Genomic DNA, 15,696 nt, shown 5'->3' with positions numbered 1-15,696 from the left:
TGCCATCCCGCGCCGCCATGCTAGTTTCGGGGCAGGATCGGGGCGCCGCGCGGTGCGAGGCGGCGGTCGAGACAGTGAGAATGAGGCGCCGGCGAGGATGAACGCAGCGACGATCGATCCAGACAGGAAGCGCCCGATCCCCCCGGACGAAACCGGGCTGGTGGCGCTCGCGACCCTGCTCGCCATGCACTATGTCGTCGTCGATCCCCAGGTATTGCGGCAGGAGCTGGGGCATTCAAATCCATTGGACAGCAAGGATCTGCTGCGCCTTGGCAAGCGTCAGCCCGGCGTGCGCGCACGCAGCGTTCGGGCCGATTATGATCGCCTGCAGCGCCTGTCGCTACCGGCGCTCGCGCAAGCGGCCAATGGGCAATGGTTCATCATGGGCAGGATCAAGGAGCATGGCGTCCTGATCCAGCGGCCCGGGCATCCTGTGGAGACGCTGGATCGGGCAGCGCTGGATGAAATCTGGTCCGGAGAGCTGATCCTGCTTGCCACCCGCGCCGGCACCGGCGGTGAGATGAAGCGGTTCGACATAAGCTGGTTCATTCCCCAGATTGTGCGTTACCGCCGCCTGGTGGGCGAGGTTCTGCTCATCACCTTGTGCATCAATCTCCTGGGGCTTGCCGCGCCCCTCTTTTTCCAGAATGTCATCGACAAGGTGCTGGTCCATAATACGCTGGCCACCTTGCAGGTGCTGATGCTGGGCTTCGTGCTGGTGTCCCTCTGGGAAGTGGGTTTTGGCTGGTTGCGGACCCGCCTCTATTCGGAGACCTGCCAGAAGATCGATGTTGAACTGGGCGTGCGCCTGTTCCGCCATGTGCTGCGCCTGCCCTTGACCTATTTCGAGGGGCGGCGTGTCGGCGACACGGTGATGCGCGTCCGACAACTGGAGGCGATCCGCGAATTTCTGACCAATGCCTCGCTGTCGGTGCTGATCGATCCGGCGTTCACCCTGGTCTTCCTCCTGGCCATGTGGCTTTATTCGCCGCTGCTGACCGGGATCGTGTTGCTCACCATACCGGCCTATGTCGCGGTCTCGATCATGGTGACAGGGCCGCTGCGTCGGCGCCTTGCCGAGAAATTCGATCGAGGCGCGGCCAATAATGCCCTGCTGATCGAAAGCATATCGGGCATGCAGACGATCAAGGCGGCGGCCGTCGAGCCGCAATGGAATCATCGCTGGGAATTGCAGCTGGCGGCTTACAGCACGTCCAATCAGCGCGCGATCAACCTTGCCAACAACAGCAGCCAGCTGGTTCAGCTCATCTCGAAGCTGGGGGCGGCGACGATCCTGTTTTTCGGGGCGGGGCAGGTGATCGCGGGCACGATGACGGTAGGGGCGCTTGTCGCTTTCAACATGTTTGCCCAACGCGTGTCTTCTCCGGTCATCCGCATGGCGCAATTGTGGCAGGACTTTCAGCAGGTCCGGCTGTCGGTGGTGCAACTGGGGCTGGTGCTGGACGCGCCGATCGAGCGGATCGGATCCTCGCGGACGACGCTGCCGTCGATCAGAGGCAATATCCGCTTCGAGGGCGTCCGCTTCCGCTATGGCGATGAAGGCCCCTGGACGCTGGAGAATATCGATTTGGGCCTGCCTGCAGGCGGGACTTTGGGCATCGCCGGATCCTCGGGCTCCGGCAAGTCCACACTCGCCAAGCTGCTTCAACGCCTCTACCTCCCGGCAGCCGGGCGCATCCTGATCGATGATATCGACATCGCACAGATCGATCCGACCTGGCTGCGACGCCAGATCGGCGTGGTCCTCCAGGAAAATCTGCTGTTCAACTGCACCCTGCGTGAAAATATCGCGCTTTCCAGCCCGATCGCGCCTTTGTCGGAGGTGATGTCCGCCGCCCGGCTGGCCGGTGCCCATGACTTCATCATGGGGTTGCCGCTCGGCTATGACAGCATGATTGAAGAACGTGGCGTCAATTTGTCGGGTGGCCAGCGCCAGCGGATTGCGATTGCCCGCGCGTTGATGAGCAAGCCCCGTATCCTGATCTTCGATGAGGCGACATCGGCGCTCGATGCCGAGAGCGAGGAGATCGTGCAGGCCAATCTCAAGGCGATGGCCGCGGGACGCACGGTCATCATCATTGCCCACCGCCTGTCCGCGATCCGGGATTGCGACAGCATCGTCACGATGGAACAGGGCCATATCGTCGAGCGCGGATCGCATGAGGAACTGATCGCCCGCAATGGCCGCTATGCCAAACTCTATCGGACCCAGACGCGGACCGGCATGGCGCGGGCGGTATGATGGGCGCGCAGGGCATATGGGCGACGAGCCGGCAGGCATGGCGTGACGAAAGGGCGCGGGCGCGCACGCTGGTCCGATCCGAGGAGGTCGATTTCCTGCCCGCGGCTATCGAGATCGTCGAACGACCGGTGTCGCCAACGGCGCGCTATACGGCGTGGGTGCTGATGCTGGGGCTGGCCGTCGCCCTGTTGTGGCTGATCTTCGGCCAGATCGACGTCGTGGCTTCGGCCCCCGGACAGTTGATCCCGGCCGGTAATGTGAAGCTTATACAGCCTGCGGACGCGGGAGTGGTGCGCTCCATATTGGTGCGGGACAACCAGTCGGTTCATGCCGGCCAGGCGCTGCTCGAACTGGACCCGACCATGTCCTCGGCCGATGCGATCCAGGCGCGCAGGGCACTGGAAGCGGCCGAGCTGGATGCGGCACGGGGGCGGGCCATGCTGTCCTCGCTCGACGGCCACGGCCTGCGCTTCGTGCCGCCGCCGGGCACCTCGCCGGAAATGACGGAGCTGCAGATCGCACTTGCCCGGGCGCAGCTGGAGGGCATCATGGGCGAGACCGGAGCGCATGATGCCGACCGGCAGGCAGCCTCGGCCACCTATGCCGAAGCGACATTGTCGGCCACCAAGCTGGCGGAAACCCTGCCGCTGGTGGATGAACAGATCGAAGCCAACCAGAAATTGCTCGCCAAGGGCTATGTCTCCAAATTGCGCGTGATCGAGATGCGCCGACAGCGGCTTGGCTTGGCTCGGGATCGGCAGATCGCGCTCGAAACCGCGGCCAAGGCACGCGCGCAGATGGCGCAGGCCAGTGCCAGCCGTACCCAGTTCGTCGGGACGAGCCGGGCGAGGATATTGGAGGATCTGACCAAGGCCGAGGTGGAGGCTCGCTTGCGTCGCGAGGAGATGGTCAAGGCCAGTCGGCGCTCTGCCCTGCAGCGGCTGGTCAGCCCGATCGATGGCACGGTAGCCCAGCTGTCGGTGCACACGGTGGGCGGGGTTGTGGAAGTCGGAAAGCCGCTGATGCTGATCGTCCCGGCGCGCGGGCAACTGGTGGCTATGATCAAGATATTCAACAAGGATATCGGTTTTGTGCGCGCCGGACAGGATGTGGGCGTCAAGCTCGCGGCTTTTCCCTTCACGCGCCATGGCGTGGTCGAGGGGCGGATCGAAAGCATCAGCACCGATGCGGTCGAGGACGAAAAGCTCGGCCTCGTCTATACCGCCAGGATTACGATGGACCGTCAATGGCATACCCGCGACGGTCGGCTGGTCCAGCTGGTGCCGGGTATGGAGGTGACGGCCGATATCCGCACCGGTCGGCGCAGCGTCGGCTCCTATCTGCTGAGCCCGCTCCAGGCGGTGCGTGACGAAGCGGGACGGGAACGGTGAGCGCCGCGCCGGCCGCGCGGCCATGCCATGTCCTGTTCGTGATCGCGGGACTGGGCGCAGGCGGCGCAGAACGCGTTGTCAGCCTTATCTCCTCCGCCTGGGTTGCGCGCGGCTGGCGGGTGACGATCATGGCCTTCGATCGGCCGCAGGATCCTGTCTATCACCGCTTCGACCCCGCGGTGGAAATCCGGCGCTTTGACATTCCGCCCGGACGCAACCCCGCTTCGACCCTGATGGCGCAGGGGCGGCGCATTCTTGCTATCCGCCGGCAACTGAAGGACGCGCGGCCCGATGTCGTGATCTCGCTCCTGACCAAGATCAACGTCCTCACGCTGACGGCGGCGATCGGCACCGGACGGAAAATCATCGTCTCGGAGCGGAATAATCCCCGTGCGCAGAATGCCAATAATGCCTGGAATGCGCTGCTGGCACAGCTGTATCCGCGGGCGGCGGGGATCGTGATGCAGACCCGGGCCAGCCTGGACTGTCTGCCTCCGTCGGCGCGGTCGCTTGCGCGCGTCATCCACAACCCGATCGAGGCCATCGCACCGCCTGCCTCGGCGGCTGGTGCGCAGCGGGTCCTGGTGGGTGTCGGGCGGTTGACCCACCAAAAGGGGTTCGATCTCCTGATCGAGGCCTTTGCCAAGGTCGCGCGCCTGCATCCGGACTGGATCCTGCGCATCTGGGGAGAGGGGGAAATGCGTGGCATGCTGGAACGGCAGGTCGCCTCACTTGGTCTTTCCCATCGTATCGAACTACCCGGAAAGAGCGAGACGCCGGGCGGTTGGTTGGCCAAGGCGTATGCGATGGTCCTGTCGTCCCGCTATGAAGGCTTTGCCAATGTTCTGGGCGAAGCGATGGCGGCGGGCTTGCCGGTCGTTGCCTTCAATTGCGATTTCGGCCCTGCGGAAATGGTCGATAATCTCGTCGATGGCCTGCTCGTGCCCGACGGCGATGCCGGCGCGCTGGCCGCCGCGCTCGACCGGATCATGGGAGATGCTGCGCTGCGCATGCGCCTCGGCATCGCGGCCCGGCAATCGGCAACCCGTTTCGCGTCGCCGGCGATCATCGAACAATGGGACAGGCTGGTCGACGATGTGCGCGCTGTCGCTGGCGCCTAATAGGTCAGGCCCAATCGGATCATGCCCTGCCATTTGCTGAATTCGTCGGCCGCGGTATCGGCTGTCCGGCGGGTATAGGTGGCCACCGCCTCGATCCACATATGGCGGTTGAGCAGATAGCGTGCGCCGCCTTCGCCGGTCCAATAGCGCTGATCGGCATCGAAACTCTCGCGATAATGGACGTTTCGCATCCCGACAGACCCGCGCACAATCAGGTTGTGCCGTACTTCCTGGTCGATGCCCAGGTCGATACGCGTGTCGATCCGTCCCATTGCGCCAGCACGGATTGTCGCCACATCGCCCCGAAAAATATCCAGGCGGACGGCGGTACGGGTCTGAGGGCGCCAGGTCAGCTGGCCGTTGGCGGACAGGCCGGTAAACGCATCAAGGGCAAGGTCGCGAGGATTGGAATGAAATATGCCGATGCCGATATTGCCGTTGAGCTTGTCCCCCAACTCCAGAGACACGCCGGCCAATGCACCATAGGTCGTGGTCGAGCGATCGACGCCGTTGCGGTCTGTCTTGAGGCGCGGCTCGCGATCGTTGAGATAGGGCTGGACGAAAACGGCCACGCGCTGTGACAGCTTGACCTGTCCCTTCACCGCGACGCGGTATGTCAGCATGTCGCGATCGGAATCCTCGAGCGAGAGATAGTCGAGCTTAGTCACCCCGGCTGTTGCCGTCACGCCGATGCGCGAACCATCATAACGATATTCCAGATCGCCGTTGCTCACATTGATAAGCGCTGGCGATTGCGTCAGGTCGGGATTGGCCTCGGGCGCGCCGCGTCTGTCGAAAGTCCGGTCAAAGGATGCCGTTGCCGTCACCCAGTGCCGGTCGCCGAACCCTTTGCGATAGCTTGCGCGAATGCCGAACTGATCGGTATTTTCCTGTGAGGTCTTGGCGTAGCGCGAAAATTCGCCGTAGCCGCGCAGGAAGAACATCGACGTGTCGGTGTCGCGGTTCACCTCCACGCTTGGCCGCACCAGAAAAATGGTGTCGGATTTCCGGTTTTCGTCGGTGGCGAAGATATTGTTGTCGAACCGCACGCCCAGGTCCAACCGGGGTTCGATGACAAAGCCGCCGGTTTGAATGGTGCGCGGCTCATAGCCGGGGCGCGGGAGATCGTCGATCGGGGTCGTGCGGGTGATATCCTGCGCGACCAGGGGCGAGCCGCCGAGCGCGAACGCGATCACGAGCGGCAGGCGACGATAGCGCCAGCGCAAACGCGCTGCGCGACCAGACCCGTTCTGGCACACGCTCAGAACCAGCTTTCACGAATCTCGATCAGATCGCCGGGCTGGACCGGACTGGTCTGGGTCGCACTGCCGGCCATATTGGCACGCGTGATTTTCACCGTCTTCGTGTTGGCGCGGAAAGTGAAACCGCCGGCGACCGACACGGCGGTCATCACCGACATGCCCGGGACAAAGGGATATTGGCCGGGCTTTTGCACCTCGCCGGTGATGAAGAACGGGCGATAGGCGATGATCTGGGCGCTGACCTTGGGATCGAGTACCAATTGTTGCGCGCGCAAGGCGGCGGCGACATCGGCCTGCAGTCCGTCGACGGTCTTGCCCGAAGCCGGGATGTTGCCGACCATCGGCAAGGACAGCATGCCCGTGTCCGAGATGAGATAGGTCTCGCTCATCATGTCCAGCCCATAGACATTGAGGCGGACCTGGTCGCCGGGACCCAACTGATAGGGGGTGGGGGCGGCAGTGGCCAGCGGCGTCAGCTTGGCTTCCGGTCCGGCGCAGCCGCCCGGTCCCGTGGCGAACAGGGCAAGGGCTATCGAGATCAACAAGCGCTTTTCCATGCTATCCTCCCGTCTTCATGGCCTTGGTTGCCGCTTTAGGCGCGGGCACGCGTGGCGCCCGTCGGCGTGGAAATAACGCCGCCGAGCCACATACTCAGATCCCGTTGAAGCATGTCCTGCAGCCGCAAAACATCGTCACGATAATAAGCTCTCAGCATCTTGTGCAGTTCGCCATCCAGTGGTGGATAGCGCACCGGTGATGCCAGCGATGCGCGTACCCGGGCGAGTACGGGGTTGCTCCGCAGCGGGTCCAGGGCCGGTCGCATGGGGCGCAGCAGCCGTCGCAGCGTCAACGGCAACAGCGGCGTGCTGCTGTCATTCTTCCGGCTGTCCAGCTGATCGGGCGCGATATGGGCAGGGACGCCGATATGTCTGCATATGTCGACGATCATCTGTTCGGCGGAATGGGCCAGATCCTCGTAGAGCAGCACATGCAGCTGCTCGCGCGGGAACAGCTTCAGGAAGCGATCGAGGTGTCGCGCATAAAGACCGCTGGCAAGGAACCGCCGCTCGGCACTGCGCTGGCCCTGCAGATATTTGCGGGGATCGCCGCCGACCATCCCGCGCCGGTAGAGCATGCAGTAATCGGAATAGGCGCGCTGCACGGGATCGCGCAATTGCACGATCAGCCGTGCTTCGGGCAGCTTCTGGAACAGGCGATCGGCGGCATCGGGATGCGCCAGATAGTCTGCCGACTTTTCGCCAAGAATGCGGTCCGGCGGCGCTTCGTCGAACAGCGTGGCATACCAGTCCGTGCCGCGGGCATAGTCACTGCTGAAATAATGGGGTTCGGTCTTGGGCAGCCACAGATTGGGATGGCAACGCAACTGATGGGCGATCCAGGTGGTCGCCCCCTTGACCGCACCGATGATGATGAAATGCGGGCGACGGCCGTCCGGAAACATCATCGGGCTCCCTGTTCGATGACTGTGCGCAGGATATTGCCCATATAGCCGCAATCGGCGGCGGACAGGCTGGGATCGACAGGCAGCAACAGGCTGGTTTCACCCAGTCGCCTGGCGACGGGCAGTCGGTTTGACGGGCCCATCGCCGCGTCGGTGAACGCGCGTTCGAGATAGATTTCAGGGCAGCTGCCCGATTGGCACGGCACGCCTAGCTCTCGCGCCGTTTCGATGATTCGATCGCGCGACCAGCCATCCTTCAGCCGTTCGGGCCGCAGGAATGCATAGAATTTATAATAGGCTGGGTCGATCCCAGGTTCCGGGTCGATCAGGCGGAGCGCTGGGATATCTGCCAATATGTGCCGCAATATCCCGGCATTGTCGCGCCGCTGCCGAAGCCAGGTCGGCAGCTTCCTGAGCTGCGCAACGCCGATCGCGGCTTGCATTTCGGTCATCCGATAGTTGCTGCCGAAATGATTGTGGAGCCAGCGGAAGGACACGCCATTGCCGCCCTGCGCCGTCAGTTCGGGATCCTTGCCATGATCCTTCAACGCCCAGGCCCGCTTCCATATGTCGGGATCGCGCAGCAGTAGCAGTCCGCCTTCGCCGCCAGTCGACATGATCTTGTCGGTACAGAATGAAAATGCGGCCGCGTCGCCGAACCCGCCCATGACCCGGCCGTGGCGCGTCGCGCCATGGGCCTGCGCGCAATCCTCTATGATCCGGATGTCCCGGACCGCGGCCAGCGCGCAGATATCCTCCATCGGGGCGGGATGGCCGGCCAGATGGACGACGATGATCGCGCGGGTCCGGGCTGTCAGGCAGGCGGCGATCGTATCGGGGCTGAGCCCCTGGGTCACTTCATCGACATCGGCGAAGACGGGGGTAGCGCCACAGGCCACGACGCAGCTCGCCGAAGCCATGAAGCTGCGTGCGGGGACGATCACCTCGTCGCCAGGGCCGATGCCCAGCGCCCTGAGCGCCACTTCCAAGGCGAGCGTTCCGTTGGCCAGGGCAATGGCATGGGGCATGTCGCATAGTTCGGCAAAGCCCTGCTCCAAGGCCGCGCAGCATTCGCCATGATGCAGGGCGTTGACGCGTCCGGTCTCCAATATCCCGGTCACGGCGGCGATCTCGTCCGGCGCATAGACTGGCCATTGCGACACGATCGACATGGAGCGCTGCGGGATGGCGTCATGATGGGGGCGAGCCAGCATCGTTTCCTTCCCTTATTGCATCTGGCGCACGGCGCCGTCCTGCGGCCATATCGGCTTGGCGATCGGCGATTTCTTGATCGCCGTGAGGCAATTTTCCTTGTCCAGAGGGCGGGGCTGCAGTGGGGCTTCCCGGGTCACGGCATCCAGCATTTCGAACAGCAGATGGCGCACCTCGACCTGATCATGGGCCAGGACGGCGCGTTCCAGTTGCTCAAAGCCGGCCTGCAGCCGTGCCGGCGGTACGGGCACCGGTTCGGCCTCGAACACGCCGGTAAGGTCGGACGGCAGTTGGCGTTCGCGTTCGTCGAACAATTCCTCATACAGCTTCTCGCCGGGGCGAAGGCCGACGATCTTGATCGGCACGTCGCGTTCGGGGGCGAGGCCTGCCAGGCGGATCATGCGCCGGGCGATGTCGATGATCTTTACCGGTTCGCCCATGTCGAGCACGATGATGCGCCCGCGTTTCAGGCCATATTCCATGGCGCGCGCGGTGCTGTGCAGGATGAGTTGCACGGCCTCGTGCACGGTCATGAAGAAGCGTGTGATTTCCGGATGCGTCACGGTGAGCGGCGAGCGGCTCTCCAACTGGCGCTGGAACAGGGGAATGAGCGAGCCGCTGGAGCCCAGCACATTGCCGAAGCGGACGGTCATGAAGCGTGGTGCACCGGGATTTCCGGCGCCCTCGAGATCAAGCGCCTGGCAGTAAAGTTCGCCCAGCCGCTTCGTGGCGCCCATCACGCCGACCGGATTGACGGCCTTGTCGGTCGACACCTGGACCATGGCCCTGACGCCATGGCGCTTGGCCGCGTCCGCGACATTGCATGTGCCGAGCACGTTGGTCTGCACGCCCGCGCAGACATTGGTCTCGACCAACGGCACATGTTTGAGCGCGGCGGCGTGAAAGACGAAATGGGGTTTCCATTCGGCAAAAACGGCCATCACATGTTGCCGCTGCCGTACCGAACAGAGCAGCGCATGGCAGGAAATGGCGGGATAATTTTCCCGGATCTCCATTTCGACCGAATAAAGATTGAACTCGCCACAGTCGAGCAGCAGCAGTTCGGACGGCTCGAAGATGGCAACCTGGCGTGCCAGTTCCCGACCGATCGATCCCCCGGCGCCGGTTATGAGCACGCGCTGACCCTTGATCGCCCGATGGACGATTTGCGCGTCGAGCTGGGTCTGGGGCCGGTCGAGCAGATCGGCGAGATTGATCAACTGGAGGTCGAGCGGCTTGTTGATCTCCGTTGCCGGCGGCGCACGCAAGACGGACAGGTTGAGCGTTTGCGCCGCCGTGACCAGTTTCAGCTTTTGCGGGCCGACCACGTCCTCGGGACCCGTGGCCAGGATGATGCAGGTGGGCCGCTGATTGCGCGCGGTGAGGTGCGACACGACATGGTCGATCGCTTCGACCCCGCCCAGCATCGGCACGCCTCGCAGCCGCAAATGCGCCTCGCCGCTGTCCAGGTCGAGAATGCCGACGGGCAGATAGGGGGGCGTCGGCAGCATCTCCAGATGGCGCAGGATGGTTTCGACATATTCGGGATGCCCCACGATCAGGGCGCGCTGCTGGCTGACGGCGATGTCGGAGCGTCGCGCATTGTCGCGCATGCCGGGCAGGTTGATGCGGTTCAGGCCGCGCGTCATGTTGCGCAGCACGCGGCGCCACAGGCGCCCGGCGGACAGGAGCGAGATCAGGACCAGGCATTGGATGAACGGCACCGAAGTGGGCATCCAGCGCTGTCCCTGGCTCAGCATCAGGACGATCATCGTTGCGGTGATGGCCAGGATCGCGGCCTCGACCAGCCGGATCAGGTCCGGCAGGGAGGCGAGGCGCCAGATGCGGTTGTAAAGCCCGCTCCAATGAAAGGTCACCAGGCCCACAAGGATGAAGATCGGCAGGCTGTGCAACGCGCCGTCGACCATATGCTCCGGGACGGCACCGTTCATGCGCAGGATCAGAGCGATGCCGAGCGAGGTTGCTATCGCCCATGAATCATAGGCCATATAGGTAGGTGTGCGCCATTTGCGAAACAGGGCGCGAAGTTCACCGGCTATAGGCATGGTTTTCCCCTTGTCGATGCAAGCCAAGTTTCGGTGACCGCCTGAGCGCCCGGGCGCTCAGGCCACGAGATCCATCCGAACACGGCCTCCTTGAACAGGTTAGGTCGATGGCCGCCTGCGGTAAGCTGGGCATAGGGACATCCCGAAGAGGGGTACGGTGATGGCTCTTGTGGTGGGGCGCCTCCCCCCAAATGCCCTGCCATGCTCAAAAGTAGTGCTGCCGGTCGCGGTGCCTTGCCCCCATGGATAGGGCCTAAAATAGCGAGCAGGCTGGCGCTGCGCTTCGATCTAATAGGGACGCTTCCATCAGGGGCACGTCGCGAAGCCATCTTCGGGCGATTTTTTGGGGCCGGCACGTCCATGAAGCTGCTTCATGTCATAACCGGATTGAACGTGGGCGGAGCCGAGGCGATGCTCATGCGCCTGCTCCACCATTCGTCCGCGCAGGACCAGGACGTGGTGGTGGCCTCGCTGATGCCGCCAGGCTTTGTCGGCCAGCGCCTGCAGGACAATGGCGTGCGGGTCCATGCCTTGGGGATGACCAGCGTTGCGACCGCCTTGCCGGCGACGCTCCGGCTGGCTGCGCTTGTCCGGCGCGAACGTCCCGACGTGATCATGGCGTGGATGCACCATGCCCAGTTGGCGACCATGTGCGCGACGATGCTGGCGCGTACCGGCGTACCGGTGATCTGGAATGTTCGTCATTCCCTTGGCGGTGGCTATGTGCATGAAAAGAGGCTGACCCGCCTCGTCCTGCGGACCCAGGCGCTGCTTTCACGGCGACCGCAGGCGATCATCTACAATGCGCGGGTGGCGATGCAGCAATATCGGGCCATAGGCTTTGATCCCACGCGGGCGATGGTCATCCCCAATGGGTTCGATCTGGACGCGGACGGGCAGCGAACGGAAGCCCAGGATCGGCTTCGCCGGATTTTCGGCATCGCGCCCGACCGCATCGTGATCGCGATGGTCGCGCGGGCGCATCCAATGAAGGATGCCGCCAATCTGGTATCGGCCTTCGCCCGGCTGCATCCCGCCCGTATGCCGGCGCATCTGCTGATCGTGGGAGAGGGGATGGACCGGCCGACGCCGGAGATCGCGGACGCGCTCTCGGCCTTGCCGACCGGGTACTGGACGCTTTCGGGGCAACGGAGCGATGTCGCGCAGTGGCTCGGCGGCGTCGATATCCTCGCCTTGCCCTCGGCCTGGGGCGAGGGATTCCCCAATATCGTGGGTGAGGCGATGGCCAAGGCCATACCCTGTGTCGGTACCGATGTCGGCGACACGGGCTGGGTCATCGGAGCGACGGGCCGCACCGTGCCGCCGCGCAATCCGACAGCCCTCGCGCTGGCGTTGATGGAACTATGCCATTTGCGGCCGGAGGAACGGGTGATGCTGGGCGGTGCTGCGCGCCAGCGTATCAGCGAGATGTTTGCGATCGATCAGGTCGTGAAGCGCTATGATGCGCTGTTTCGACAGGTTGCGGGACGGATCGAGAGCGACGAGCCGGGGCCATCGCCGCGTGCCATGCAGTGCGAGGCGCTATGAAGATCGTCGTCGTCTCCAGCCTGGCTTTCTCGCTGATCAATTTTCGCGGGCGCCTGCTCGCATCGATGGTGGCGAACGGACATGAGGTCATTGCCTGTGCTCCTGATCGGGATGCGGCGGTCGAGGCGAGGCTCGCCGCGCTGGGCGTGCGCTTCCGCCACATGCCGATGGCGCGCACGGGGATGAATCCGTTTCGCGACGTGCAAACTTTTTCCTGGCTGCTGGTGATGCTGTGGCGCGAACGGCCAGATATCGTGCTCGCTTATACGCAAAAGCCGATCATCTATGGCGGTTTGGCGACCCGTTGTGTCGGCAGGACGCGCTTTTATGCGATGGTGAGTGGATTGGGGCATGTGTTCAGCGACGACATGTCCGGCCGCCTGCGCCATGTCCGGCGTCTCGTTTCCTTTCTCTATCGTCGCGCGCTGGCGCACGCCCGGGCCGTGTTCGTGTTCAATCGCGACGATCGGCACGAAATGCTGGCCCATGGCATCATCGATGAGGGCGCCCAGGTCATTCAGGTGCCCGGATCGGGCGTCGACCTCGATCATTATGCTTGCCAGCCGCTCCCCGAAGTGGAGCTGAGCTTCCTGATGATCGCCCGGCTGCTGCGCAACAAGGGCCTTGATGATTATGCCGAAGCAGCGCGTCTGGTCCGGGCGGAGCGGCCTGACATCCGTTTCCGCCTGCTCGGTCCGTTCGACAGCAATCCTGCCGCCATTTCGCGCGAGACGATCGCGCAATGGAACCGGGATGGCCTGCTGGAATATTGCGGCGAGACGCAGGACGTCCGGCCGCATCTTGCCCAGGCGAGCGTCTTCGTATTGCCGAGTTGGTATCGCGAAGGGCTGCCGCGCACGCTGCTGGAGGCGATGGCAATCGGGCGAGGCGTGATCACTACCGACATGCCCGGCTGCAGGGAGCCCGTGGTCGAGGGGGAGAATGGTTTCCTGGTCCCGCCGCGCAACCCCCAGGCACTTGCCAATGCGATGTTGCGTATCGCCGCGGATCCGGGGCTGGTCGTCGCCATGGGCGCGGCGGCACGGCGGACGGTGGAGGAGCATTTCTCGGTGGAGAAGGTGAATGCGATGCTGCTCGACACGATGGGCCTGGTTGCCCATCCGACGGGCGTCCCTGTTCAACCCGATCGATCCGCTGCACCTGTGCGGGCGTTTGCGACGGGAGGAGGGTGATGTCATCGATCCGGCTTCTCGATGTGGGGATATCGGCTGTCGGGCTGCTGGTGGCCGTGCCGGTGATGGCCGCAGTGGCAGGCGTGATCGCCCTGACCGATGGCCGACCGATCCTGTTCCGACAGCGCCGTGTGACGCGGGACGGGCGGCTGTTCACGCTGGTCAAGTTCCGCACCATGACGAATATGCACGATGCGGACGGTCATTTGCTCCCCGATGCGGCCCGGACGACGCCGGTCGGTCGAGCGCTCAGGGCGGTGCGGCTCGATGAATTGCCGCAATTATGGCACATCCTCACGGGCGATATGGCATTGATCGGGCCGCGACCGTTGCTGCCTGAAACGATCGTGGCGGCCGGAAAACTTGGTCAAGCACGGTGCGCCGTCAGGCCTGGGCTCACCGGCTGGGCGCAGGTCAACGGCAACACGCTGCTGAGCGATGCCGACAAGATGGCGCTCGATCTCTGGTATATCGATCATCGCAGCCTGTCGCTCGACATCAACATACTCTGGCGCACCGTCCTCGTCGCATTGACGGGGGAGCGAACCGATCCAGCATCCATAAGGAGGGCCTATGAGAGCGGTGCTCGTTGGCGCAGTTGAGAGCACGCGCGTTGCGCTGAAATGCCTTGCGGCTTCGCCGGCATGGGATTTGGCGGCGGTCTTGACCCTGCCGGTCACGCTTGGCCATCGTCATTCCGATTTCGTGGATTTGTCCGGCGATGCGGCGGCGCTGGCGACGCGGCTCGTCACGGTGTCGAACATCAACGCACAGTCCAGTCTCGAGTTGATCGAGGATCTCGCACCCGACTACATCTTCGTCATCGGCTGGTCGCAACTGTGCGGCGCGCGCGTGCAGGCCAGCGCGCCGGGCGGCCTGATCGGCTTTCACCCCGCGCCGCTGCCCCGGTTGCGCGGGCGCGCGATCATCCCATGGACCATCCTGCTCGATGAGCCGATTTCCGCCTCGACCCTGTTCAGGATCGACGACGGGGTCGACAGCGGCCCGATCCTGGCACAGCGTTTCTTCCATGTCGCATCGGATGAGACGGCAGAATCTCTCTATGCCAAGCATATGACGATGCTGGCCGAAATATTGCCGCCCATGCTGATCGAACTGGCCCATGGGCGTGCGCTCGGGGTGCCGCAGGACGAGCGGTACAGCAGCTATGGCACGCGCCGACGGCCCGAGGATGCCCGTATCGATTGGACGGCGCCGGTGGACGATATCTGGCGCATGGTGCGCGCCTGTGGCGCGCCCTATCCGGGCGCTTGGACGATATTGAACGACAGCAAGGTCGTCATCGCTGCGGCGCATCCCGTATCCCTGTCGCGCTACAGGGCGTCCATGCCGGGGCAGATTGTCGAGCGAACCGACAGCAACTTTACGGTGCGATGCGGCGATGAGGGCGGGCTGCAGGTCACGCAATGGTGCTGCAAGGCGGATGGCGCCTTGCCGGTCCACGCCATTTTGGGGCGGGAGCCGATGACGCGATGACGGCTCTCGATTCCGTGCAGCGGGCGCTGGTCATCGCACCGCATCCCGATGACGAGGTTCTAGGCTGTGGGGGCACGATCGCGCGACTGGTCTCGATGGGGTGCCAGGTCGAAATCCTGGTGGTTACGCGCGGCATGGCGCCATTGTTCGACGAGGCTCAGGCTAACCAGGTGCGCGATGAGGCCCGCCAGGCGCATTGGCTGCTGGGCGTCACCCAGACACAGTTTCTTGATTTTCCGGCAGCCGGACTGGACGGCGTATCGCGTGCCGCGCTCAATGCCGCCGTTGCGAAATCGGTTATGACGAGCCGGCCCGATATGTTGCTGGTCCCCTTTGTGGGCGATCTGCATTTCGATCATAAGCTGGTCTTCGATGCGGCCATGGTGGCGGCGCGTCCGTTGGGGCGGGATTATCCCCGGCGCATCCTCGCCTATGAAACAGTGTCGGAAACAAACTGGTCCGCGCCCTATCTTGGTCCCGCGTTCCAGCCCAATGTCTTTATCGACATCTCCAGCCATCTGGATCAGAAATTGGATGCGTTTGCCTGCTTCCGGTCGCAGGTTCGACCGTTTCCCAATGAACGGTCGATAGAAACATTGAGAGCACTGGCAATGGTGAGAGGATCCTGCGTTTCCTGCGCGGCGGCCGAGGCTTTCACCCTGATAAGGGAGGTAGCATGAA

Annotated in this window: 13 protein-coding genes; 8 read left to right on the top strand and 5 right to left on the bottom strand. The window is 63.7% G+C overall.

What is annotated here, in order from left to right; translation table 11 throughout:
• Positions 1 to 97: 97 nt before the first annotated feature.
• From AC0KVN_RS08870 to AC0KVN_RS08860, 3 genes are read left to right on the top strand one after another with little or no spacing between them, the layout of a single operon-like run.
• Entirely contained in the window at positions 98 to 2,263 is a 2,166-nt protein-coding gene (locus tag AC0KVN_RS08870; RefSeq protein WP_435566719.1) for a type I secretion system permease/ATPase, read from the top strand.
• Positions 2,260 to 3,654 carry an HlyD family type I secretion periplasmic adaptor subunit gene (locus tag AC0KVN_RS08865; RefSeq protein WP_435566718.1) on the top strand — a complete coding sequence of 465 codons (1,395 nt, stop codon included), beginning with the start codon at positions 2,260 to 2,262 and terminating at the stop codon, positions 3,652 to 3,654. The genes AC0KVN_RS08870 and AC0KVN_RS08865 overlap by 4 nt, the downstream gene beginning before the upstream one ends.
• 38 nt (positions 3,655 to 3,692) lie before the next feature.
• On the top strand, positions 3,693 to 4,775 hold the full coding sequence (locus tag AC0KVN_RS08860) for a glycosyltransferase family 4 protein (protein WP_483656070.1): 1,083 nt from the start codon (positions 3,693 to 3,695) through the stop codon (positions 4,773 to 4,775).
• Here AC0KVN_RS08860 and AC0KVN_RS08855 read toward each other — a convergent pair.
• Genes AC0KVN_RS08855 through AC0KVN_RS08835 form a run of 5 tightly spaced genes read right to left on the bottom strand, consistent with a single transcriptional unit; the run spans position 4,772 to position 10,777 of the window.
• Complete coding sequence (locus AC0KVN_RS08855) at positions 4,772 to 6,001, bottom strand: outer membrane beta-barrel protein (protein WP_435566716.1); 1,230 nt, start codon at positions 5,999 to 6,001, stop codon at positions 4,772 to 4,774. The genes AC0KVN_RS08860 and AC0KVN_RS08855 overlap by 4 nt on opposite strands.
• A 35-nt stretch (positions 6,002 to 6,036) precedes the next feature.
• A complete protein-coding gene (locus tag AC0KVN_RS08850; protein WP_004207875.1) occupies positions 6,037 to 6,594 on the bottom strand; it encodes a polysaccharide biosynthesis/export family protein in 558 nt (185 codons plus the stop codon).
• Positions 6,595 to 6,629: 35 nt separating this feature from the next.
• Positions 6,630 to 7,502 carry a sulfotransferase family protein gene (locus AC0KVN_RS08845; RefSeq protein WP_435566715.1) on the bottom strand — a complete coding sequence of 291 codons (873 nt, stop codon included), beginning with the start codon at positions 7,500 to 7,502 and terminating at the stop codon, positions 6,630 to 6,632.
• Entirely contained in the window at positions 7,499 to 8,713 is a 1,215-nt protein-coding gene (locus tag AC0KVN_RS08840; protein ID WP_435566714.1) for a DegT/DnrJ/EryC1/StrS family aminotransferase, read from the bottom strand. Before AC0KVN_RS08840 ends, AC0KVN_RS08845 begins: the two co-directional genes overlap by 4 nt.
• A 12-nt stretch (positions 8,714 to 8,725) precedes the next feature.
• Positions 8,726 to 10,777, bottom strand: a complete 2,052-nt coding sequence (locus tag AC0KVN_RS08835) for a polysaccharide biosynthesis protein (protein ID WP_435566713.1) — start codon at positions 10,775 to 10,777, stop codon at positions 8,726 to 8,728.
• A 360-nt stretch (positions 10,778 to 11,137) separates the two neighbouring features.
• On the opposite strand from AC0KVN_RS08835, the gene AC0KVN_RS08830 reads away from it, so the two are divergent.
• The 5 genes from AC0KVN_RS08830 to AC0KVN_RS08810 all read left to right on the top strand — a co-directional run bounded on the left by AC0KVN_RS08830 (position 11,138) and on the right by AC0KVN_RS08810 (position 15,695).
• Entirely contained in the window at positions 11,138 to 12,325 is a 1,188-nt protein-coding gene (locus AC0KVN_RS08830) for a glycosyltransferase (RefSeq protein WP_435566712.1), read from the top strand.
• Positions 12,322 to 13,518: a glycosyltransferase family 4 protein gene (locus tag AC0KVN_RS08825; RefSeq protein WP_435566711.1), complete on the top strand. Its 1,197-nt coding sequence runs from the start codon at positions 12,322 to 12,324 to the stop codon at positions 13,516 to 13,518. The genes AC0KVN_RS08830 and AC0KVN_RS08825 overlap by 4 nt, the downstream gene beginning before the upstream one ends.
• Positions 13,518 to 14,120, top strand: a complete 603-nt coding sequence (locus AC0KVN_RS08820) for a sugar transferase (protein ID WP_374548981.1) — start codon at positions 13,518 to 13,520, stop codon at positions 14,118 to 14,120. The genes AC0KVN_RS08825 and AC0KVN_RS08820 overlap by 1 nt, the downstream gene beginning before the upstream one ends.
• Before the next feature lie 61 nt (positions 14,121 to 14,181).
• Positions 14,182 to 15,015 (top strand): methionyl-tRNA formyltransferase, encoded by an 834-nt coding sequence (locus tag AC0KVN_RS08815; RefSeq protein ID WP_435566710.1) that lies wholly within the window; start codon positions 14,182 to 14,184, stop codon positions 15,013 to 15,015.
• Positions 15,012 to 15,695: a PIG-L deacetylase family protein gene (locus tag AC0KVN_RS08810; protein ID WP_097384144.1), complete on the top strand. Its 684-nt coding sequence runs from the start codon at positions 15,012 to 15,014 to the stop codon at positions 15,693 to 15,695. Before AC0KVN_RS08815 ends, AC0KVN_RS08810 begins: the two co-directional genes overlap by 4 nt.
• Position 15,696: the final 1 nt, after the last annotated feature.

The sequence above is a fragment of the Sphingobium sp. SG1 genome (genome assembly GCF_057063145.1).
This window is presented reverse-complemented; position numbering and strand designations above follow the sequence as displayed.